Origin of the sequence: Tenacibaculum lutimaris (assembly GCF_003610735.1) — a bacterium.
GTDB classification, from domain to species: domain Bacteria; phylum Bacteroidota; class Bacteroidia; order Flavobacteriales; family Flavobacteriaceae; genus Polaribacter; species Polaribacter lutimaris.
Genome location: NZ_RAQM01000006.1, coordinates 146,274 through 171,378, shown reverse-complemented (window position 1 = coordinate 171,378; position 25,105 = coordinate 146,274). Strand labels below are relative to the sequence as shown.

Annotated in this window: 11 protein-coding genes; 9 read left to right on the top strand and 2 right to left on the bottom strand. The window is 32.7% G+C overall.

Translation table 11 applies throughout. The features are described from left to right. Positions 1–7: 7 nt before the first annotated feature. Together C8N26_RS00845 and C8N26_RS00840 are read right to left on the bottom strand one after the other, a co-directional pair. On the bottom strand, positions 8–943 hold the full coding sequence (locus C8N26_RS00845) for a PorP/SprF family type IX secretion system membrane protein (protein ID WP_120185635.1): 936 nt from the start codon (positions 941–943) through the stop codon (positions 8–10). 15 nt (positions 944–958) lie between these two features. Continuing rightward, entirely contained in the window at positions 959–7,912 is a 6,954-nt protein-coding gene (locus C8N26_RS00840; protein ID WP_120185634.1) for a DUF7507 domain-containing protein, read from the bottom strand. Positions 7,913–8,509: 597 nt separating this feature from the next. Between C8N26_RS00840 and C8N26_RS00835 the strand changes: the two genes are divergently transcribed. From C8N26_RS00835 to C8N26_RS00795, 9 genes are all read left to right on the top strand, one after another. Further along, positions 8,510–9,550, top strand: coding sequence for an META domain-containing protein (locus C8N26_RS00835; RefSeq protein ID WP_120185633.1), 1,041 nt, complete (start codon positions 8,510–8,512; stop codon positions 9,548–9,550). Between the two features lie 114 nt (positions 9,551–9,664). Beyond that, positions 9,665–10,159 carry a GbsR/MarR family transcriptional regulator gene (locus C8N26_RS00830; protein WP_028891279.1) on the top strand — a complete coding sequence of 165 codons (495 nt, stop codon included), beginning with the start codon at positions 9,665–9,667 and terminating at the stop codon, positions 10,157–10,159. A gap of 10 nt (positions 10,160–10,169) precedes the next feature. Then, positions 10,170–11,297: an efflux RND transporter periplasmic adaptor subunit gene (locus C8N26_RS00825; RefSeq protein WP_120185632.1), complete on the top strand. Its 1,128-nt coding sequence runs from the start codon at positions 10,170–10,172 to the stop codon at positions 11,295–11,297. 19 nt (positions 11,298–11,316) lie between these two features. Further along, entirely contained in the window at positions 11,317–14,454 is a 3,138-nt protein-coding gene (locus C8N26_RS00820) for an efflux RND transporter permease subunit (RefSeq protein WP_120185631.1), read from the top strand. A 2-nt stretch (positions 14,455–14,456) separates the two neighbouring features. Then, positions 14,457–15,872 (top strand): efflux transporter outer membrane subunit, encoded by a 1,416-nt coding sequence (locus C8N26_RS00815; RefSeq protein ID WP_120185630.1) that lies wholly within the window; start codon positions 14,457–14,459, stop codon positions 15,870–15,872. A 12-nt stretch (positions 15,873–15,884) separates the two neighbouring features. Further along, positions 15,885–16,457, top strand: coding sequence for a TetR/AcrR family transcriptional regulator (locus C8N26_RS00810; RefSeq protein WP_120185629.1), 573 nt, complete (start codon positions 15,885–15,887; stop codon positions 16,455–16,457). 122 nt (positions 16,458–16,579) lie between these two features. Further along, positions 16,580–17,542 (top strand): helix-turn-helix domain-containing protein, encoded by a 963-nt coding sequence (locus C8N26_RS00805; protein WP_120185628.1) that lies wholly within the window; start codon positions 16,580–16,582, stop codon positions 17,540–17,542. A gap of 106 nt (positions 17,543–17,648) precedes the next feature. After that, the gene (locus tag C8N26_RS00800) at positions 17,649–19,214 is read left to right on the top strand and encodes an AraC family transcriptional regulator (protein ID WP_120185627.1); all 1,566 of its coding nucleotides are present in this window, start codon (positions 17,649–17,651) and stop codon (positions 19,212–19,214) included. Positions 19,215–19,356: 142 nt separating this feature from the next. Continuing rightward, positions 19,357–25,105, top strand: a 5,749-nt coding sequence (locus tag C8N26_RS00795; protein WP_170141611.1) for a BspA family leucine-rich repeat surface protein, incomplete at its 3' end; no start/stop codon positions are given.

Genomic DNA, 25,105 nt, shown 5'->3' with positions numbered 1-25,105 from the left:
TTTGAATTTAGAAGAACCTTGGGGTGAGTATGCGTTCAGGATTGTTAAAAAGGTCAAACTTTAAGAAAAACTCATAGGAACCATTACTATGATCTTGTATATCGGTAGTTTGAAAATCATAGCCCACTCCTAAGAAAAATTGTTCTGAAATTTGAAATCCTGCCATGGCGCTAATTGCGGCATCCCATCTATAAGAAGCTCCTAAGGTAAATTTATTGTTGAATAAAAAATTGGCAGAAACATCAACTTGAAATGGAGACCCGTTAACCCATTTAAGCATGGTTGCGGGTTTAAACCGTATGCTCTCATTAATATCAAAAACATACCCTGCTATAAAAAAGTAATGCAAGCGCTCTATTGCAATAGCATCTTCATTACTATTATTAGTGTTATTAGCATTGTAATGTTTTGAATTAAAGAAATTAGGTACTGATAATCCAAGATAGAGTTTGTCATCGTTATAATAAATACCAGCACCTATTTGGGGTTGGACTTTCTTATCAATATTTTCTGCAAATTGCCAATCATTTTCATCATAAATATTAAGTTTAGTATAGTCTACATCGAGTATGCTTAATCCTCCTTTAATACCGAACGATATTCTTGAATTTCCTGACAATAAAAGAGAATACGCATAGTCTATTGTAATACCTGTTTCGTTAGAAGGACCTATTCGATCGTTAACAATAGAGAGTCCTATTGCGTTTCGTTTAAGTAACCCTAAAGGAGTATTAAAAGTAAAGGTTCCAGTATTGGGCGCTCCGTCAAACCCCGCCCATTGTGTTCTGTATAACAAACCAAAACCAAGAGCGTTTTTTGAGCCAATATAACCAGGGTTTATAATTTGAGTGTTATACATGTATTGTGTGTATTGTGCATCTTGTTGAGAAAAACACACATTTACACTAGCAATTATTAAGAGTAATATAGAAAAATGTTTCATTAGATTTCGGGGTTTTTAATTTCTTTTTAGGTATAAATACCCTTTGTTAGTCATAGCTTCTTGGTCAGAATCCCACCGTGTGAGTATATAGAAATAAGTACCTGTTGGTAGTTTTTGTTCTTTACTAACTGTAGCACGTCCTTCTGACATTCCTCTGAATACATTTCCGTTAATACCATAAGCATCAGTTTGATAAACTAAAACACCCCATCTATTAAAAATTTTAAGATTATTATTAGGGTAGTTTTCTATACCGTTAATTCTAAAGAAATCATTTGAACCATCTTCGTCAGGAGACATAGCATTGAAAATTTCAAATTCAATATCCTCTATTGGTAAATCAGTTATTGTTGGATCATCAGGATCACCATCATTATCTGGGTCAATATTGTCCAGGTTTTCTGGATCATCTGAAGTATCGGTAACCTGATTTCCAGAGAGGTCTTCTGCAGTTACCAATGCTTGATTTGTTACCATTTCATTGTCTAAATCTTGTTGGGTTATGGTATAAGTAGCTGTAAAAGTTGTGTTATCTATACCACCAGGAGACAATTGAGAGATAGATCCACCATTTATTAAAACACCAGGAAGATTATCTTGTAAGGTAATATTATATAGCGTTAAAGCTCCAGTGTTGTAAATAGTGAAATTATATGTAATGGTTTCTCCTAAGTTAGCATAACCATCTCCGTTAGAATCGTTGAAAGTACTTGTTTTTTCAAGGGAAATATTACTCGATTGACATAAGATAGTTTGTGTTTGATCATCTTCAAGAATACTATTATCATCTGATAAATCACTTACATCTTTACCGTTAATACTTACACCTGTAACGGTTGCTTGATTACTAACAGAACCTGTAATAATATCATTTAATGTAATATTATAATTGGCCGTATAAATCCAAGTTTCGTTAGCATCAAGTTGGTTGTCGTTATCTGTGTCCCCTGAAGCTAGTGTTATAGTACCTCCAAGCATGTTGTCAGTTAGAATTACATTTGTAATACTTGTACTCCCTGTATTGGTTAATGTAAAATTGTAAGTTATTGTTTCTCCTACATCGCTACAACCATCTGTATTTTCGTCATTAAAATTAGCAGTTTTAATAAGTGCAATACCATCTGATTGACACAATGTAGTTTGTGTTTGATCATCTTCAAGTATACTATTATTATCAGATAAGTCACTTACATTATTACCACTGATACTTGTACCTGTAACAGTTGCTTGGTTGTTTACAGAACCGTTATCAATATCAGATTGAGTAATGGTGTAACTAGCAGAATAATTCCAAGTTTCATTAGTGTCAAGTTGATTGTCGTTATTGGTATCACCAGATGCAAGAGTAATTGTACCACCAAGCATTGGGTCAGTAAGCACTACATTTGTAATAGTAGTGTTTCCTGTATTTGTAAGCGTAAAGTTATAAGTTATCGTTTCACCAATATCACTACAACCATCTGTATTTTCGTCATTGAAAGTAGCTGTTTTAATAAGTGCAATACCATCGGATTGACACAATGTAGTTTGTGTTTGATCGTCTTCAAGAATACTATCATTATCAGATAAGTCACTTACATTATTACCGCTAATACTTGTACCTGTAACAGTTGCTTGATTATTAACTGAACCATTATCAATGTTAGCTTGAGTAACGGTGTAACTAGCAGAATAACTCCAAGTTTCATTAATATCAAGTTGATTGTCACTGTCATTGTCACCAGATGCAAGAGTAATTGTACCACCAAGCATTGGGTCAGTAAGTACCACATTCGTAATAGTGGTATTACCAGTGTTTGTAAGTGTAAAATTATAAGTTATTGTTTCCCCTATGTTACTACAACCATCTGTATTTTCGTCATTGAAAGTAGCTGTTTTAATAAGTGCAATACCATCGGATTGACACAATGTAGTTTGTGTTTGATTGTCTTCAAGTATACTATCATTATCAGATAAGTCAATTACATTATTACCACTGATACTTGTACCTGTAACAGTTGCTTGGTTGTTTACAGAACCGTTATCAATATCAGATTGTGTAATAGTATAACTTGCAGAATAATTCCAAGTTTCATTAGTGTCAAGTTGATTGTCATTGTCAGTGTCACCAGATACAAGAGGAATTGTACCACCAAGCATAGGGTCGGTTAGAACAACATTTGTAATGCTTGTATTTCCTGTGTTGGTTAGTGTAAAGTTATAAGTTATTGTTTCACCAATATCACTACAACCATCAGTATTTTCGTCATTGAAAGTGGCTGTCTTAATAAGTGCAACACCATCGGATTGACACAATGTAGTTTGTGTTTGGTCATCTTCAAGTACACTATTGTCATCAGATAAATCTGTAACAATTACGCCTAGTGATGATTCTCCACTAGCTGTAGCTTGATTAGTAATTGATCCAGTATCAATATTTACTTGTGTTAAGGCGTAATCAGCAGTATAAATCCATATTTCACCTATATCAAGTGTATTGTTGGTGTTTAAATCTCCTGAATCTAGAGTAACAACTCCACCTAGTAGAGGATCATTTACAGTTACATTTACTAAACCAGTATTTCCTTGGTTGGTAACTGCCATTGTATACGTTATAGTTTCACCAACATTACTACACCCATCTGAATTTTCATCGTTAAAAGTAGCTGTCTTAACAATGGCGATATCTGGTGCTTGACATAAATCAATAGATGTTATGTCATCCTCTAGAACACTGTTGTCGTCTGATGCATCAGTTACTGTACCTCCGGAAACGGTACTTGCTTGTACAGTTGCTTGATTTTCTACAGATGTATTTGCGATATCAGGCGGAGTAATAATATAAGCCCCTGTGTATATCCACACTTCATCAACATCTAATTCATTATCTGAGTCAGTGTCTCCTGAACTGTAAGAGACTGATATTAAGGGGTCGATTACTACTACCGAATTTAGTGTTGTGTTTCCTGTGTTTATTACAGAAAGGAAAAAAGTTATAGTTTCTCCATCATCGCTACAACCATCACCGTTTTCATCATTAATTGTACCTTGTTTAATCAGTGCTATATCTTCAGTTTGGCATAAACTAACTATAGTTGGATCGTCTTCTAATATGCTGTTATCGTCAGATAGATCACTTACGTTAGTTCCTCCTGCGCTCACTCCAGTTACAGTAGCTTGACCAGTAACAGAACCATTGTCAATATCGTCTTGAGTAATAATATAGTCTAGTGAGTATATCCATGTTTCGTCAACATCTAGTTCGTTATCACCATCAGTATCACCAGAGTCTAATGTTAAAGGAGAAGGAGAAATAGGGTCTGTTAATTCAACGTTTGTAATGCTAACATTGCCTGTATTGGTTACGGTATAAGTATATGTAATTGTTTCACCTGGATTTGCACATCCGTCATTATCTAGGTCATTAAAAACACCTTCTTTCAATAAAGCAATATCTGCTTGTTGACAAAAAGATGTACTAGTAGCATCAATATATCCACCGTAAACTTCAATTGAGTTTACTGCTGCAACTAATGAGTTTACAGTTAATTGAACTTCATCAAAACTAGTGCTAGTGTCAAAAGCTACAACATAAAAACTATCTGTGCTAGTTGGAGTAATATTTACTAAACCTAGAGCTTCAATAGCGAGTAGGTTGTTTGCTGTTTGTTGCTCTTGTTGAACGCCATCAAGATAAGTTGTGATGGTGAGTGTATTTAACAAGTCTGCTTGAAGTAAATCATTTGTATCTCTAATCACAAATCCAGCTTGTGTACCAGCAGGGTAATCAACAAGTACATCTTGAACTGAAATTGAAGCACTTCCTGCTACACCAGCTACAATGTTTATAAGAGCATAATCAGAATTGTCTTCAGATATAACATTTACGGCATTGTCAACTTCGCAAGCAATACAAGCAACACCATCGGTTCCTGTATTTTCGTTGTTAATAATAACCGAATTACTGGGGTTTGATATTACGTAAGGTTCATCACAATTAATTGTTCCTGGGCAGAAAGATTGAAGTACCATTCCATAAATTCGGGTACTACCTAAATTTAAAGAAAGAGTTTGTGTTATAGAAAGTTGTACTTCGTCAAAGGGGGCTGTGGTTATGAATCCTAATCGTACAGATTGACTTCCTGTTAATAATAATCCAGAATATATAGGAAGTAACTCAGTTGCACCTGTTTTTGATTCAACAAGTACTCCATCTAAATAAGTTGAAATAGTAATGGCGTCAAACAATTGAGTGTTTAGAAGAGAGGTGTTTTCAATATTAAAACCAGCAAAAGTATCAGCGGCATAATTGGTAATTTCGTTTTTATAAGCTATAGATGCTGTACCTGCTACCCCAGCTAATAAGTTTATAGAAGCATAGTTTGAAGTGTCAGAATCGATAGCATTGTTAATGTTGTTAACGCTTCCCAGTGTTAAAAGCCCTCCATTTCCTGTATGCTCCTCTACAGCTCTAACAGGAAAGTTTGGTTTGGTAAGTTGAGTAGCCGTGTTACAAGTTAATTCAGGTCCTTCACAAAATCTATTTGTTACAGCTGCATAAATGTTTGTTGTTGATGCTACTCCAGCTAAACTTGAAATTGAGATTTCAACGGCATCATAATTCATTGAGGTGTAAAAGCCAACGTAAAATTGATCGTCTCCTAAAATAGGACTATCTAAAGTTAGTAAGGAAGTACTTGTATTCGTTTCTTGCTGTGTTCCATCAAGATAAGTTGTTATTGTAATGGCATTTAAAAGATCGGCTTGAAGCAAGGAAGTATTCTCTATCAAAAAACCTGCGTAACCACCTGATTCGATAAACTCACTAGCTGTATTATCTGTTACTGTTAAAGTATGTGTTACTCCAAGACCAACAAGCGTTGATACAGAAGCAAAGCTAGAAGGGTCGGTATCTATAATATTATTAGCGTCTGAAATTCCACAGCCTACTACACAGAGTCCAGAAGTATTTTCACCTACTGTTAAATCTGTAAAATTATCATTTGTTATAGCTACAGGATTTTCTGTATTACAAGGAATAGGATATTGTACACCATCAGTAAAAATAATATATTCTGCTGTAGATTGACACTCGTTAGCATCTGTTACTGTTACATTGTAGCTTCCTTGGGTTAAACCAGAAATAGAAGAAGATGTTTGACCTCCAGGACTCCATAGATAGGTGTAAGGAGGTGTTCCTCCAGATACAGATAGAGAAATACTTCCATCTGAAGCTCCTATAGATGTTTCTTTTATTGTACTTCCAGATATTTTTATTGAATTGTCTACATAGCTACCATAAACTTCTATACTATTAATAGTAGCAGCGAGTGAACTGACAGTAAGCTGAACTTCATCGTATTCAAGTGAAGTAGAAAATCCTACTAAATAAAAACCATTAGTTGTAGATGGAGTTATATTTATTAACCCCAATGCTTCAAGAGCTAGTAAATTATTTCCAGATTGTGTTTCTTGTACTGAACCATCTAAATATGTTGTTATAGTTAGAGAGTTTAATAAATCTAATTGTAAAAGGTCATTTGTATCCCTAATAACAAAACCTGCAGAACTTCCAGAAGGAAAATTACTTAGTACATTTTCAACTGAAATAGAAGCTGTGCTTGCAACACCAGCAGTTACATTTATCATAGCAAAGTCAGATTCACTTTCGCTAATAATATTTGTTGCGTTATCTACTTCACAAGCTACACAAGCTACTCCGTTTACACCAGTGTTTGTGTTATTAATTATTACAGGTTGAGAAGGATTATTTAATAACGTAGCTGTATCACAGTTTAAATCACCCTCACTAAAAGCTTCTAATATGAGACCATAAACTCTAGTGCTTCCTAAATCTAAAGAAAGAGTCTGTTGAATGGATAATTGAACTTCATCAAAAGGTAATGAAGTAACAAAACCTACTTGAGAACGTTCAGTTCCAGTAAATAACAAGCCGCTGTCTACGGATAGTAGTTCAGAGCTTCCTGTTTTAACTTCTTGTAGAACTCCATCTAAATAAGTTGTTATGGTAATTCCATCAAGTAGTTCTAGATTTAAAACAGATGCATTTTCAATATCAAAACCTACATAAATTTGTGCAAGATAATTTGTTAATTCATCTTTTATTGAAATACTACCAGTAGCTATAACTCCTAGGGTAAAATCAATACTAGCGTATGTGTTACTGTTTGAATCAATTGCTGAATTGGTGTTTGTAACAGTACCAACATTTAGAAGACCTCCCATTCCAGTACGTTCATCAACAATACGAGCAGGAAAATCAGGTTTGTTTAGTACAGTAGGGGTATTGGACTCTAAAGTAGGACCAACGCAAAAACTGTTAGTAACAGGATAATAAATATTAGTGCTTGATGCAATACCAGCTAAACTAGTAGCGGAAATTTCAATACTATCATAATCTAAAGTTGTATAAAAGCCTACATAGAATTGATCATTATTAAGTAGAGAGCTATCTAATGTTACCAATGAATTTCCAGAACTTGTTTCTTGTTCAGTACCGTTTAGATAAGTTCTTATGGTGATTGAACCGAGTAAATCTATTTGAGCAACAGAACTATTTTCTATTAAAAAACCAGCATAACTTCCAGCTTCAAAATATTCATCGGTTGTTTCATCGGTTGCTGTAATTGTATGGGTTACTCCTAATCCTAGCAATGTGGATACAGTAGTGTAGTTTGTAAGATCGGAATCTGTTAAATTGTTAAGATTAGAAATTCCGCATCCTAACAAACAAAAACCACTTGTATCACTTGATGTGGTTAAGTCGGTAAAGGTGGATGAGGTGATTGCAACGGGTTCTTCTGTGTTACAAGGAACTGTAATAGGAGGTGAATAATAGTTAAGTTTTTTGTAGTTGTTATTAGTGTTAGAAAAAGAATGGTTTGTGAATAAAAAAATACATATCACGACGAATTTTACTTGTAAGCAAAATTTTAAAGGCACTAAAAGTGCATGAGTAGTTTTTCTCATAATAGTTGATAATTGGATGCAAAAAAAATCAGGTACCACTCAGTAAGTATATTAGTGGTTTGTTTACTGAGTTGAGCAACGCATTATTTAAAATGGTAAAAAAGACTTTTAAGATTGAAAAACTTTACGTTTGTATCAACCCTTTTTGAAAAGAATGAAGTAAAAACTCATAGCTGAGGGACTTAAATTTTAAAAAAAACAAATATCATAGCTGGCTGAATCATTAAAATAGATTAAAGCCGAATTTCAACAGTATATATTTAATAATATACAGTAATATGTCCTTTTAATTTTAAGGAGAATTATTACGAATAAGTTTGTGTTTTTTTAGCTTGTTTTAAACAAACTTAATTTCGTAACTGCTTGTGAATATAAGATTTTTTTAAAAATAAATCAAATTACATGTTAATAAGTTGATTTTTATGTTTTTTATATGGTGTTTGTTTGTTTTTTTTAAAATGAATGAGTTTTGATTTTTTTATGTTGGCTTACTTTTTGAACGTTTGGGGGTAATTGATAATCCTTGAGGAGTAGTTGTATGGTTTTTCGAGGCTTAATTTTGTAAAGATTATTAATACTGTAAATAAGATAAGTAAGATGAAAAAAGTGAGTTTGTTTTTACCAATAATTGTTTCATTAGTGTTGCAATCATGTGGTAGTTTAAAGAATGCAAAAAATACAGAAGAGGTGTTTTGGGTAAGTGGTATAAAAACAGAATGTAGTGCTGGTGCTGGCAAGATGAATTGCTTAAATATTTATAAAGGAAATAATATTGCGGATGCGACTTGGGAATTTTTTTATGCCCCTATTGAAGGATTTACTTTTGAAGAAGGAATGCTTCAGAAAATAAAAGTGAGAGTAGAACGATTAAACGCTAAAGATGTACCAGCAGATGCCTCTAGTTTAATGTATACGTTTATTGAAAAAATTGAGAGTCATGTAGACATCAGAACTTATTTAGCTGGAGAATGGAATGTTACAAGTTTGTATAATAAAGAGTTTAATGAAACAACAAATGCTCCAAGTTTAACGATTGACTTAAATAAAAATAGAGTTTCAGGAAATGATAGTTGTAATAATTATACAGGTCAAATATCAAATGTTACCTCACAAAGTTTAAAAATTAAAACAGTGGCAACTACTAGAAGAATGTGTTTTATAATGGATGTAGCCAATAGTTATAATAAAGCTTTAGGAGAAATAAATACCTATTTAATTAAAGGGAACAACTTGATTTTCTTTAATAAAGAAGGAAAAAAAATCGTATCTTTCACAAAATCAGCTAAAAAAGAATTAGAAGTTTCGTTGGGTGGAAATTGGATTGCTACTAGAATAGAAGGAGCTCCGATTAATCGAATGGTAAAAACTCCTCGTATAAATATTTCATTAGATGAAATGATATTGTCTGGAAATAATGGGTGTAACAATTATACAGCCCAGATTAATAAAATCTCAGAAAGTAAAATTGTAATAGGGCAGATAGCAGCTACACAAAAAATGTGTAGAGATATGCAAGTTGGTGCTGATTATCTTAAAATGTTACAAAGTTCAGTTAGTTTTAAAGTCAAAGGCGATTCACTAAAATTTTACAATAAAGAAGGGATAGAAACCATCTCATTTTTAAAAGTAGTGAAGTAAAATACTGAAAACAAATACATATCATCTTTGTTAAAAAACTATTTAACAATTTTTTAACTTCGTTTAGTTCGGTTTGTTCCGAACTAAACTTATTTTTGCAAAGTAAATTTTTAAATGAAGATGAATCAAGTAGAAAAGAGAAAATGTGAATTAGTTGAAAAGCTAGGGATCTTTATAGAGAAAAAAGAACAAATGGCTCCTGTAGCTGCAAGAATTTTTTCACATATCATTTTAACAGGAAAACAAGGGACAACTTTTGAAGACCTAGTATCTGGTCTTTGCGCGAGTAAAAGCACAATATCAACACACCTTAACCACTTACAAGATTTAAAAAAGGTGAATTACTTTACTAAGACAGGAGATAGAAAAAAGTATTTTGTTTTAAATAAAGATACAATGCTTCAGGGGATTAGTGACATGGTTGAAGAATGGAAAGGAGAGAAGCAATTACATATAGAAATAAAGGCTTATAAAGAAGAAGCTAATGAAACTTTAGAAGAAGAAAACCAATTTGAATTAGGTTTTCACGATAGTTTTATCGAATTTTTAGATGGAGCAATAACATCTATTATCAAATTGAAAGAAACAATTGTAAACCACAAACACTAATTATAAAAAAATGAAAAAAACAAGAATATACGGTATTACTATGCTTGGTATTGTTGCTATGGCTTTTACAAGCTGTAAGAAAGAGCAACAACAGGCTGCCAACCAACAAAGAGCTTTGCCTTTAGCAGTTGTAGCTGTTCCTCAAAAAAATGTTACAGCATATACAAGTTATCCAACAACTATTGAAGGTACTGTCAATAGTGAAGTAAGAGCTAAAGTTTCGGGTTATATCCAAAAAGTTTTGGTAGATGAAGGGCAAAAAGTAAGAAGAGGTCAAACTTTATTCAAACTAGAAACACAATCGTTAAGCCAAGATGCAGGAGCAGCAAAAGCAAATGTTAACGCTGCACAAGTTGAGGTAGAAAAACTAAAGCCTTTAGTAGAGAAAAATATTATAAGTCCAGTTCAATTAGAAACGGCAAAAGCAAAGTTGGCGCAAGCTAAAAGTGCTTATAATAGTGTGGTGGCAAATATAGGTTATGCTACAGTAAGAAGTTCTGTAGATGGTTATGTAGGAGCAATTCCTTACAGAGAAGGTTCTCTTGTAAGTGCTACTAGTGCAAAACCGTTAACTACTGTAGCAAGTATTAAAAAAGTGTTTGCATACTTTTCTATGAATGAAACAGAATATTTAAATTTTCTTCAGCAAACAGAAGGTAAAAATCTACAAGAAAAAATTAAGAATTTTCCTAAGGTAGAATTAGTTTTAGCTAACGGGCAAGCTTATGAAGAAAAAGGAACGATTGAAACTGTTACAGGTCAAATTGATGCTAAGACAGGTACAGTGAGTTTTAGAGCTGTTTTTGATAATCCTAACAGGTTATTAACTAATGGAAATAGTGGAACAATTAAAATACCTAAATTGTATGAAGAAGCTTTAGTAGTGCCACAATCAGCTACTTATGAGCAACAAGGACAAACTTATGTTTACAGTGTAGGAGAAAACAATACAGCAAATTCAACTTTAATTACTGTTAAAGATAAAAGCGAAATGTTATATGTTGTTGGTTCAGGTATAAAAAAGGACGATTTAATTGTAGTTAAAGGTATTGGTAAGTTAAGAAACGGAATGCCTGTTCAACCACAAAAGGTGGCTTTCGATAGTATTGTAAAGCCTATTAAACCCCTATTTCAATAATATTTTAGATCAGTAAATTATGTTAAAAACATTTATAGAAAGACCGGTATTATCTACCGTTATTTCGATTATCATAGTTATTCTGGGTGTTTTAGGGTACACAACTTTACCTGTTGAACAATATCCAGATATTGCACCGCCTACCATTCAGGTAAATGCAGTTTATCCTGGTGCGAGTGCTGAAACCATTTTAGAAAGTGTTATCATTCCCATAGAAGAACAAATTAACGGGGTAGAAGGAATGACTTATATGACTTCTTCTGCATCTAATAATGGTACAGCAAACATTACAGTATATTTTGATCAAAATACTGATCCGGATATTGCTGCAGTAAACGTACAAAACCGTGTTGCTAGAGCAAACCCTTTATTACCACAAGAGGTAATTCAAACAGGGGTAACAACTCAAAAGCAACAAACATCGGCGTTAATGTTCTTATCAGTATATTCTGAAAACGAAGATTATAACGCTACTTTTGTTCAAAACTATTTAAAAATTAATGTTATACCAGCACTTCAAAGGGTAAATGGTGTAGGTAATGTAAATGTGTTCTCTAACCAAGATTACGCTATGCGTATATGGTTAAAACCAGAAAAATTAGCAGCGTATAATTTAGTTCCAACCGAAGTTACAGCTGCTTTAAGAGAGCAAAGTTTAGAGGCTTCTGCAGGTTCATTAGGACAAAACGACGGACAAGCATTTTCGTACAATATTAAATATAGCGGACGCTTTAAAACAGAAAATCAGTACGAAAATATCATTATAAAAGCATTAGATAACGGAGAGTATTTACGATTAAAAGATGTAGCTAAGGTTGAATTAGATGCACAAGGATACGATTCTTTTGGTTTTACTGAAGGACACCCTTCTGTAAACATGGGAGTTTATCAAACAGCAGGATCTAACGCACAAGAAATTATTGAAAATATTAAGTTAGAATTAAATCGTTTATCACAAGATTTTCCTGAGGGGATTAAATACGAGATTAATTACGATACAAATAACTTCTTAACAGCTTCAATGAATAAGGTAAGAAATACGTTAATAGAAGCTTTCTTATTAGTATTCTTAGTAGTATTTATTTTCTTACAAGATTTCCGTTCAACGTTAATTCCGGCAATTGCAGTACCAGTAGCAATTGTAGGTACGTTCTTTTTCTTAAACTTATTCGGATATTCGATTAATCTCCTAACATTATTCGCATTAGTATTAGCAATTGGTATTGTGGTAGATGACGCAATCGTAGTTGTTGAAGCGGTACATGCTAAAATAGATGAAGGAGCTACAGATGCAAAAGCAGCTACCTTAGATGCAATGCATGAAATTTCAGGAGCAATTATTTCGATTACTTTAGTAATGGCAGCGGTATTTATTCCTGTAACCTTTATTCAAGGACCAACAGGAGTATTCTACGAGCAGTTTGGTATTACACTTATTGTGGCAATTTTAATTTCGGCAGTAAACGCATTAACGTTAAGTCCAGCGCTGTGTGCTTTATTCTTAAAAGGGCATGATGATCATGAAGATGAAAACAAAAGTTTTTTACAAAAGTTTTATGACCGATTTAATGCAGGATTCAATGCTACGACAGAACGTTATGGAAGATCATTAGCCTTTTTATATAAAAATAAATGGGTAACAGGATTAATATTAGTTCTTTCAGGAGTAGGAATTTGGTGGGCTGCTAATACAACGCCTACAGGATTTGTTCCTAGTGAAGATCGTGGTATTATCTTTATGAACGTAGAGTTACCAGCAGGTGCTTCTATGGATAGAACAAATGTGGTAACACAGGAAATGTATAAGAAAGCAAAAGAAATTCCTGGAGTTAGAGGAGTAACGGTAATTAATGGTAGAAGTTTAATTAGTGGAGCAGGAACCAATTACGGTTTAGGTTTCGTGAAGTTAGAAGATTGGGATAAGAGAGAGGCAGATGATCAATCAGCTAATGCTATTATTGGTAAACTGTTTGGTGTTGCAGCTACAATTCCTGATGCTAATATTATTTTCTTCGCCCCACCTAGTATTCCAGGTTTTGGTCTTTCAGGAGGATTTGAAGTAAACTTATTAGATAAATCAGGAGGAAGTTTTGAAGATTTAGATAAGACAACACAACAGTTTATTGGGAATTTGATGAAACATCCAGAAATTCAGTATGGGCAATCATCATTCAATACAAAATATCCTCAATATGAATTAGATATTGATGTACCGTTAGCTAAAAAATACGGAGTTTCTATAAGTAGTATTTTCTCAACCTTACAAGGATATATTGGAGGGGTTTATGCAGCTGACTTTGCAAGGTTTGGTAAACAATACCGTGTATATGTTCAAGCATTACCAGAAGATCGTAGCGATGCTAATTCATTAAATGAATTGTATATAAAAACGGGTAGTGGAGAAATGGCTCCAATAACACAGTTTGTAAAATTAAAAAGAGTGTATGGTCCACAATCAGTAACACGTTTTAATTTATATAACTCAACAAAAATTAACGGAGCAGCAAACCCAGGATATAGTACAGGTGATGCGATAGCTATTGTAAACGAAGAAATTAAAAACTTACCAAGTAATTATGATGTTGCTTATTCTGGTTTATCTCGTGAAGAGGTAAGTGCGGGTAACCAAACAGTTGTAATTTTCTTATTAGTTCTTGTTTTTGTTTACTTTTTACTAGCAGCGCAATATGAAAGTTATATTTTACCATTAGCAGTAATCTTCTCGTTACCTTTAGGGGTTTTCGGAGCATTCTTCTCAACAAAAGTAATGGGCTTAGAAAACAATATTTACTTCCAAATTGCACTGATTATGCTGGTAGGACTCTTGGCAAAAAATGCAATTCTTATTGTAGAATTCGCAGTACAAAGAAGGAAAAACGGTGAAAGTATAGTAGATGCGGCTATTCATGGAGCAAAAGCACGTTTACGTCCAATTTTAATGACATCATTTGCTTTTATCTTAGGGTTAATGCCATTAGTATTAGCAAAAGGAGTAGGAGCAGAAGGAAACAATTCTATCGGAACAGGAGCAGCAGGAGGAATGTTAATTGGTACAATTTTAGGAGTATTTGTAATCCCTATTTTATTCATCCTTTTCCAATGGTTACAAGAAAAAGTATCAAGTAAGCCAGCTGTTGTTGAAACTAAAGAAGATTAATTATGAAACTTATAAATAAAACCTTGGTTGTAGTCGTAATGGCTACAACCTTACAAAGTTGTTTTGTAGCAAAAGACTACGCTCGTCCTGAACTAAAAGAAACAGAACACTTGTATCGTACCGATAATTTACCACAAGATAGTCTTTCAATGGCAGATGTGTCTTGGAAAGATATGTTTACTGATGCTCATTTAAAGCAATATATTGATGAAGGGCTTCAAAACAATCTTGATATTCGTGTGGCTATTCAACAAATGGCAGCTGCTGAGGCTTATATGAAACAAGGTAAAGCAGGGTATTTACCTACTTTAAGTGCTAACGGCTCTGTGTCAAGAAATTATTTTTCAAAAGGTAGTCAGGTAGGAAGACAAATAGAAGCTTCAGGTTTAGATATTGATCATTTTGATCAATTTAACTTAGCAGCTAATCTTTCATGGGAAGCAGATATCTGGGGAAAAATACGTAGTAATAAAAGAGCAGGAAAAGCAGGTTATTTACAAAGTGTTGCAGCTCACCAAGCGGTTAAAACAAAATTAGTTTCAGCTATAGCGTCTACATATTATCAATTAGTAGCGTTAGATGCACAGTTAGAAATAACAGAACAAACCATTGAGACTAGAGAGAGTAGTGTAAGTACTATTAAAGAATTGAAAAATGCAGGTCAAGTAACACAGGTTGCTGTAGATCAGAATATAGCTCAATATAACAAAGCTAAAGCTTTAAAAGTTGATTTAGAAGCAGCAATCTTTAAAGCAGAAAACACGTTAAATCTATTGTTAGGTAGAACTTCTGTAGTTATTGAAAGAAGTAAGTTAGATCAGCAAGAGCTTAATGCAGCTATTAACCTTGGCGTACCGGCTACATTATTAAGTAATAGACCAGATGTAAAGGCTGCTGAATATGGTTTAATCAATGCTTTTGAAATGACTAATGTAGCAAAAAGTAACTTTTATCCATCGTTAACCGTAACTGCAAATGGTGGTTTTCAAAGCTTAGAGTTAGATGAGTTGATAAGTGCAAATTCGTTGTTTGCTAATATTGTGGGCGGATTAACTCAACCAATTTTCAATCAAAGAAAAATTAGAACGCAACATGAAGTAGCAAAAGCACAACAAGAACAAGCGTTGTTAAACTTTAAGAAAACATTGTTAACAGCAGGAAATGAGGTTTCTAATGCACTTTTCGATTATAATGCAGAAACAGAGAAGTTCGAGTATAGAAAAAATGAAGTTGAAGCGTTGCGTAGAGCAGAAGCAAACTCTGAAGAATTATTGAAAAACGGATATGCAAATTATTTAGATTTATTAACCGCAAGAGAAAGTGCATTGAATGCTGAATTAAACGTTATCAATAACAAATTAAATCAGTTATTAAGTGTAGTGAATTTATATGAAGCATTAGGAGGCGGTTGGAAATAAGATTGTTTTATTATGAGTAATAGGAAAAAACTTATCGATGTAGCTAAAGAAAAGTTTATAGCTTTTGGTAGTAAACATACTACAATGGATGAAATAGCCGAATTACTCGGAATATCTAAAAAAACAATCTATACTTGTTTTTCATCCAAAGAAGAATTGATTATAGAAAGTATCAAAGCGCTAATAAATGAATTTAAAATTGATGTTGAACCTATTCTTAATTCTAATGAATTAGCTTTAGATAAGGTAATAGCAGTTTATGAAGTAATTTTTAAATACGTAGTTAAATTTAAACCGTCATTTATTTTCGGGTTAAAAAAGTACTATCCTAATGCGTACGATGCTTATAAAGAAATTACTAAAGATGTAGTTTCAACAGATGTAATGAAGTTACTTGAAGAAGCTAAAAGTAATGGAGAAATAAGACCAGATGCAGACCTTGAATTATTTAGCAAATTATATTTAAGTGATTTAGAACGTCGTTTGTTTGATGCCGATAATTTGTTTGACGATTACCCGAAAGAAGTATTATTGGAATATATGATTGTTAATAATTTAAATTCTTTAAAACCTACCACTAAATAGGGATGTAAGTTTGTGGTTTTAAGAAGTGTCATGGAGTTGTAAAACTTATGGCACTTTTTTTTTGATAAAAGAGATTGTTTTAAAATAATTATTTTTGATGTTAGAGATCGTCATATAAGTAAATGAAGGAAAGAATAATAAAATATCAACTTGCACAACCCAAAGATTTTTTTGCAGAGTTAGGTAAAACATTACCTATAGAAATCATAGGGACCGAGCTTACTCTTAAAGAAGAGTTAGGTAAAGGAAAAATGAAATATATAGAAGTGCAAGAAGGTTTATGGGCGCAACAAATAGATTATACTTTGCATGATGAAATAGGTTTATTTCGAATACCTAAAAACACAAATGATTTTTATTTAGTTGATTTTTATTTGTCCGATACAGAAATAATAAGATGTGCAGAAGGAAAAACGTTTAGGCAAAGTTTTGAAAATGTAAATATGGTATTGAGTTCTTCTACCACAGCATCAAAAGCATTACTACCTAAAAACCAAAGAATAAAAGCTTTTAATATTCTTATTTCTAAAGAATGGTTGTTTAAAAACGTATTAGACGATCATAAGAGTTTAAGAGGTTTTTTTAGTTGTGAAAGCCCTATATATTTATCGGAAAATTTAGATTATAAACTCAAAGATTTATTAAAGAAAATTGATTTAAACCAAGATAATAGGTTAACATCAATTTCTAACGTTATACAAATAGTCGATTATTTATTTATCCGTTTTGGAAGTAGACCTTTAAAAGAAGGTAAACAAAATATACATCCAAATGATTTACAGCAGTTAATGAAGGTAAGAAAAGTGCTAGATACAAACCCTGAAAAAGAAATTTTGTTAAACGATCTTTCAGGTATAGCAGGAATGAGTTTATCAAAGTTTAAACGTCTTTTTAAACAAGTTTTAGGAACAACTCCGTATAAATATCATTTAAAAAATAAAATGGAAAAAGCGATGGAAACCTTAAAACAAGGTAACTACTCTGTGTCAGAAACAGGTTTTTTAATGGGGTATTCTAATTTAAGTCAGTTTTCAAAAGCGTTTAAAAATCACTTTGGAATGTTACCAAGTGAAGTAAGTGTTTGATTTTGTTATGGAAAGAGGTCATGTTTTTTATTAATAAAACATTTTTAAAATTGTACATTACCTTAATTTTGTAAAAATTGTATGTAAACCTTAAAAGAAGGAAAGATTGATAAAAAAAATAGCACTTTATTTATTTTTATGTGTAGTCACTCAAGTTTATAGTCAAGATGGTTTAGAAGATCAAGCTACAGAAAATCTTGAAGAGACTGAGCGCTATTTAAAGCTGGTACAAAAAAGCTATAAAGAAGGGAATTATAAATTACATAAGATTTATAGTGATTCATTATATTTTATTTCAAAAAAAAATAACCTAACAGCTTTTCAAGTTAAAGCAATGGTCAATCAGGCGATAAACTTAAATATGCAAGCAGCATATGTAGAGGCTATTACATTGTATAGGAAAGCTTTAATCATAGCAGAGAAAATACCAAATGACAAACATACTCAAACACTAGTTTTGGTTAATTTAGGAAACACCTATAATAACGTAGAGCTATATGAAAAAAGCATAGAAACAATGAAAAAGGTGTTAAAAAATGCTGAAGATACTAAGACACCAGATTTAATGAAAATGGGGGCTTTAAATGGTTTGTCAATAAGTTATTCAGCTTTAGATAATGAAAAGGAATCTTTGGTATATGCAAATCAGGTAAAAAGAATAGCAGAAAAAAAGGGTAATGAAAGTATTATATTAACATCGTTAAATCATATTAGTAACTCTCACTATAAATTAGGTGCCTACCAAAAAGCTATAGAAACAGCAAGTGAAGCCAATAATTATAAGTATTTTAAAAAAAACACAAGAGTAAAAGCATGGCTTTTGGTAAATATAGGGGTAGCAAATTTAAAGTTGAAGTCTTATAATGAGGCAGAAAAACATTTAAATCAGGCACTAAGTATAGCTGCTGAAAAAAATATAGAAGAAATAATAATGGTATGCTATGAAAACCTTACCAAAGTGTACCAAGAATTAGATAAAAAAGTAGCTTTTATAAATGCAGAGAAAAAATACAATGAAATACGTATAGCTGTTCTTAATAACCAAAAAAAAGCAATAACAGACGAGTTAAAAGAGGAAATAAAAGCAAAAGAAAAAGCAATTTTAGATCAAAAAGAGACGGCAATTTTTTTGTCAGAACAGCAAAAAACAATATTATGGTTTAGTACTTTTTGTGTTTTTGGGTTGGGAGGGTTGTTCTGGATTTATATAAAAAGGAATGATCAAAAAAATACAATTAAGAAAACAAAAAGAGAAGTAGACGGAATAAATGTTATAACAGAGAAATACAAAAACTCCTCATTATCTCCAGAAGATAGAATCTCTTTCAAACAAAAAATAGCAAAGGTGATTGAAGAAGAAAAAGTATATTTAAATCACGATTTAACTCAAGCAAGTTTTGCTCAAAAATTAGCATTAAGCAGTCACCATTTATCAGAAGTACTTTCTTTTGAGTTTGATACCAATTTTTATCAACTTATTAATTCATATCGAATCGAAGAAGCAAAGAGATTGTTAGGTTTACCAACTAATAAAAATTATAAAATACTAGCTGTTGCTTACGATTCTGGTTTCAAAAGTAAAACAACTTTTAACCGTGTATTCAAAGAACAAACAGGTTATACCCCTACTGAATACCGTGAAAAAATGAATAAATCAGGTTCCACTCTTTAGGGTGATACCTCTAAAATAACGAACAGTTATATCTTGCGCATCTTAATTTTAAGGTAACTATACGGAGTATAGGTTTGCTAGTACAATTACCTTTTATATGTTAAGGCTAAAACGATTTAGTCGATATAAAAAGCATGCGAAAATGAAAAAATCAAGACATAACTTTTCAAGAAATGGATTAATATTCCTATTTTTTGTTTTAACAAATCAATTATTTTCACAATCATTTACTTCTTTGTGGAATACAGCAAATGTTAGTACTGGTTCTTCTGCAGATAATGAAATAACCATACCAACCAATTCAGCTTATACGTATTCTTATACCGTTGACTGGGGAGATGGAAATATAGATTCAAATGTAACAGGAGATATTACTCATACCTATGCTACACAAGGAACTTACACAATTAAAATAGATGGTACGTTTCCTGCAATCTATTTTAACAATACTGGAGACGTTGACAAAATTATTGAAATATTGTCTTGGGGTACAATTCAATGGCAAAGTATGGAAAATGCATTCTATGGATGTTCAAATCTAAATTTTGATGCCATTACTCCACCAGATTTAAGTCAAGTTACTAGTTTACAAAATGCTTTTAGAGGTTGTTCATTATTTAATGGGATTATGAATAATTGGAATATGAGTAACATAACTAATATATCAGGATTATTTATGGATTGCGAAATTTTTAATAGACCTTTAGATCAGTGGGATACATCTAATGTAACAGATATGTCTAACACCTTTAGATCTGCAGAAAACTTCAATGAGCCTATAGGTAACTGGGATACATCATCTGTAACTACCTTAGAAAACTTCCTGTTTAAAGCTATTAAATTCAACCAAAATATTAATAATTGGAATGTAGCGAATGTTGTTAACATGCAAGGTGCCTTTTATTATACAAGTGCATATAACCAGCCCATGAACAACTGGAATGTTAGTAACGTTACCAATATGATTGAGACATTCAAAGAGTCTAGTTTTAATAACCCAATAGAAAATTGGAATGTGAGTAATGTTACAACAATGAAGGGTACATTTAGTCGATCTAAATTCAATCAGCCTTTAAACACTTGGAATGTAAGTAATGTTACTGATATGTCTCAAATGTTTTTTAGTAATCGAACTTTTAATCAACCTATAGATACTTGGAATGTAAGTAATGTTACTAATATGTCAGGTATGTTTGATGGATGGCTAGGGAGAACCGTTTTTAATCAACCTATAGATACTTGGAATGTAAGTAATGTTACTGATATGAGTTATATGTTTCGTGACAATTTAGGTTTTAACCAAGATATTGGTAGTTGGGATGTAAGTAGTGTTATTAATATGAGAGGAATGTTTGAGGGGGCAGGTATATTTAATCAAGACATAAGTACTTGGAATATTGGTGGTGTTACAATTATGGAAAGCATGTTTGAAAGAACAGAAGCTTTTAATCAACCTTTAAATACTTGGGATGTAAGCAATGTTACTAATATGAGTAACATATTCCAGCAAGCAGAAGTTTTTAACCAACCTTTAAACAATTGGAATGTAAGTAAAGTTACCAATTTTCAATATATGTTTGATAGAGCTATATCCTTTAATCAAGATATAAGCATGTGGGTAACCACGGCTGCCAGAAATATGTCTTATATGTTTAATCAGGCTAGCTCATTTAATCAAAATATAGGAGTTTGGGACATATCTAGTGTTACAAACATGACAAATATGTTGTCGAATAGTGGTGTTTCTCAAGAAAATTATGATGAAATTCTTACAGCTTGGTCTTTACAAACAGTAAAAAGTGGTGTTAATTTAGGAGCAACAAATCTTAATTATTGTGATGCGTTAAACCAGAGACAGAGCTTAATAGATAATAATGGATGGATTATAACGGGAGATGTTGTAAACTGTTCTTATGTATTATGTACAGAGATAACGATGCCGAAAGTAGGTGACACACAAGTTCCTGCTAATAGCGATATTCGTTGGAATCCAGCACCTAATGCTACAGGATACAGAATTAGTGTAAGAAGAGAAAACGGAGCGATTTCACAGGTTATATATAATAATGAAGATGTAGGAAATGTAGTAGGAGTAGACTTTACTAATGAATTTAGCCCAGGAGACACTGTATATGTAACAGTTGTTCCGTATAACGCTGAAGGACCAGCAACAGGTTGCCAAGAAATTAGTTTTACAGTAATAGAGAGTTGGGTAAATAGTCCAGAAGCATTTAAACTTACTTACGATACAAGTATACAATCACCATACTCATTTACCACACCAATAAATCAATTAAAAATAGAAACAAATTCAGGTTACCCAAAATACCTAACATATAATTATTCTATAGATTGGGGAGATGGACAATACAACCATAATGTCACAGGAGATATTACGCATACATATCTTACACCAGGAGTTTATACAGTAAGCATTATAGGTACTTTTCCCTCTCCTAAACATGAGTACGTTGGAGATTCCTATAAGCTACTATCAATAGATCAATGGGGTACTCAAGTATGGGAAAGTATGTATGAAGCTTTTGAAAGCTGTAGAAATATGGAATACAAGGCTACAGATATTCCCAATCTTAGTAAAGTAACGGATATGGAAAGCATGTTTAGTTCGTGTATAAAATTTAATGGAAATATTAACGATTGGGATGTAAGTAATATAACCAACATGCGTAGTATGTTTAGGGGAGCCTCAATTTATAATCAGCCACTTAATAATTGGGATGTGGGTAATGTTACGAACATGAACTATATGTTTGGTAGTGCTATAAAGTTTAATCAAGATATAGGGAATTGGAATACTGGAAATGTTACAGATATGGGAAGAATGTTTCTGAGTGCAGTTGTATTTAATCAGAATCTTAATAATTGGGATGTAAGTAATGTTACTAATATGGGTAGTATGTTTGAAGGAGCAAAAGTATTTAATCAACCACTTAATAATTGGGATGTAAGTAATGTTATCAATATGAGTAGTATGTTTGAAAGAACAGAAGTGTTTAACCAACCACTTAATAATTGGGATGTAAGTAATGTTACTAATATGTCTGAAATGTTTCTAGCATGTGTTGATTTTAATCAATCACTAAATTCGTGGAATGTGTCTTTAGTTACTGATATGAACTCTATGTTTCAAAGTGCAAGATCTTTTAATCAACCATTAGATAATTGGAATGTTAGTAATGTAACTAATATGAGTTATATGTTTTCATCTGCCTCAGAATTTAATCAAAACATAGATAGTTGGAATGTTACTAATGTAACCAATATGTCTGGAATGTTCAGGTATAGTATTGCCTTCAATCAACCTTTAAATAGTTGGGATGTAAACTCTGTAGTTAACATGTCTAGTATGTTTCAAAGTGCAAAATCTTTTAATCAACCATTAAATAATTGGGATGTTAGTGCTGTAGCTAATATGAGTAGCATGTTTGAAAGAGCAGAATTGTTTAACCAACCATTAAATAATTGGGATGTGAGTTCGGTTACCTTGATGCCTTCAATGTTTGAAGAAGCTATTGTTTTTAATCAAGATATAGAAAGTTGGGACGTAGCTGTGGTTACAAATTTTGAAGCTATGTTTAGGGGAGCAAAAATATTCGACAAACCATTAAATGGATGGAATACAGGAAAAGCCCAAACAATGGCTGAAATGTTTTATGGAGCTTTAGTTTTTAATCAAGATATCAAAAACTGGAATGTTTCCTTTGTAACGACAATGCAAGATATGTTTAGAAATGCAGCATCATTTAATCAATCTTTAGATTCATGGAATGTAGCATCTGTAACTAACATGCAAGGAATGTTTTACGGAGCAAAAGCTTTTGATGGTGCTATTGGAAGTTGGAATATCAGGAGAGTAACCACCATGCAAGATATGTTTAATGGTGCAATAAACTTTAATCAACCTATTAATAATTGGAGACCAACAGCAGTGATAAACATGGATAGAATGTTTCAAGGTGCAAGTTTGTTTAATCAATCTTTAAACCAATGGTTATTAAATACGGTATCTATGAACGCTATGTTTAATAACGCTACAGCTTTTAATCAAGATTTAGGTGATTGGAATATTAGTGGTGTAACCAACATGCAAAATATGTTAGATAATACAGCTCTTACCAGAGTAAATTATGACAATACGCTTATTGCATGGTCTGAACAAACACTAACACCTGGAATAAATCTAGGAGCTAACACTCTTCCATATTGTGATGCTGTAGAAGAAAGACAATCAATGATTGATGATTTTGGATGGTCTTTTACAGGTGATGTCTTAGATTGTCCTATTCCAGAATGTACACAGTTAATAGCTCCTTTAAATGGAGCAACAGATGTTCCTGTAAATACCAATTTAACTTGGGAATCTGTTTTGTATGCACGTGAATATGCTTTAACAATTAGAATTGAACCATCTGGAACCATAATAAATGAAACTGTTGTAAATGCTACCACTTATGAATTTGCTACAGATTTTTCAGGAGGAGAAACAGTTCATGTTACTATTGTACCTTCAAACGAAAATGGAGATGCAGTAGGACCTTGTTCAGAAGAAAGTTTTACCCTGTCTACAACTCCATCAACAGTACCAAATTGTACCAATTTAACCTTACCACTTGCTGGCGGTACAGATATACCTGTAAGTACAAATTTAGAATGGAATGTTATAAGCAATGCAGATGGGTATAGGCTTACAGTAGGAACTACTTCTGGAGGGTCAGATATTCTTAATAGTATTGATGTAGGTAACAGTACAACATATGATTTACCTGTAGACTTACCAGAAGACACCGATATTTTTGTAACTATAACTCCTTATAACGATGAAGGAGATGCAATAAGTTGTGGAGAAGAATCTTTTAAAACAGAGTTTATTCCAGTAGCACCTAGTTGTACAAGTTTAGTGAATCCTATAAATGGTTCAACGAATGTTCCGTTGAATACTGATATTTCTTGGAATGAAATTGCAGAAGCAACAGGGTATTTAGTAAGTGTAGGAACTACTCAAGGAGGAATAGAAGTTGTGAATAGTATTGATGTAGGAAACACTACTTCGTATAGTTTTACCCAAGATCTACAAGAAAATAGAATACATTATGTTCGTATAATTCCATACAATGATGTAGGTGACGCTACAGGTTGTGTAGAAGAAAGTTTTACTACAGGAGATGCAGTTGTAAATGTGCCAAATTGTACCACAATCACAGTTCCAAGTAACGGAGCAACGAATGTTAGTGTTAGTACCGGAATTAGTTGGGACGCAGTAGCTGATGCAGATGGATATTACCTGTCAATAGGAACAACTTCAGGCGGAACTGATATTGTAAGTAATGAAGTAGTAACAGGAACGAGTTACACGCTAGCAAGTGATTTACCAGAAACGACCATAATTTATGTTTCGGTAATTCCATACAATTCTCTAGGAAGTGCTATAGGTTGTTCAGAAATTAGTTTTACTACAGAAATATTACTAACAGCACCGAATTGTACAACAATCACATTTCCAAGTAACGGAGCAACGAATGTTAGTGTTAGTACCGGAATTAGTTGGGACGCAGTAGCTGATGCAGATGGATATTACCTGTCAATAGGAACAACTTCAGGCGGAACTGATATTGTAAGTAATGAAGTAGTAACAGGAACGAGTTACACGCTAGCAAGTGATTTACCAGAAACGACCATAATTTATGTTTCGGTAATTCCATACAATTCTCTAGGAAGTGCTATAGGTTGTTCAGAAATTAGTTTTACTACAGAAATATTACTAACAGCACCGAATTGTACAACAATCACATTTCCAAGTAACGGAGCAACGAATGTTAGTGTTAGTACCGGAATTAGTTGGGACGCAGTAGCTGATGCAGATGGATATTACT

What these genes read in the sequence shown, in the direction of transcription:
- C8N26_RS00840 (WP_120185634.1), bottom strand. Translation starts at nt 7,912, where the DNA reads ATGAGAAAAACTACTCATGCACTTTTAGTGCCTTTAAAATTTTGCTTA.
- C8N26_RS00835 (WP_120185633.1), top strand. Translation starts at nt 8,510, where the DNA reads ATGAAAAAAGTGAGTTTGTTTTTACCAATAATTGTTTCATTAGTGTTG.
- C8N26_RS00830 (WP_028891279.1), top strand. Translation starts at nt 9,665, where the DNA reads ATGAAGATGAATCAAGTAGAAAAGAGAAAATGTGAATTAGTTGAAAAG.
- C8N26_RS00810 (WP_120185629.1), top strand. Translation starts at nt 15,885, where the DNA reads ATGAGTAATAGGAAAAAACTTATCGATGTAGCTAAAGAAAAGTTTATA.
- C8N26_RS00820 (WP_120185631.1), top strand. Translation starts at nt 11,317, where the DNA reads ATGTTAAAAACATTTATAGAAAGACCGGTATTATCTACCGTTATTTCG.
- C8N26_RS00825 (WP_120185632.1), top strand. Translation starts at nt 10,170, where the DNA reads ATGAAAAAAACAAGAATATACGGTATTACTATGCTTGGTATTGTTGCT.
- C8N26_RS00805 (WP_120185628.1), top strand. Translation starts at nt 16,580, where the DNA reads ATGAAGGAAAGAATAATAAAATATCAACTTGCACAACCCAAAGATTTT.
- C8N26_RS00845 (WP_120185635.1), bottom strand. Translation starts at nt 943, where the DNA reads ATGAAACATTTTTCTATATTACTCTTAATAATTGCTAGTGTAAATGTG.
- C8N26_RS00815 (WP_120185630.1), top strand. Translation starts at nt 14,457, where the DNA reads ATGAAACTTATAAATAAAACCTTGGTTGTAGTCGTAATGGCTACAACC.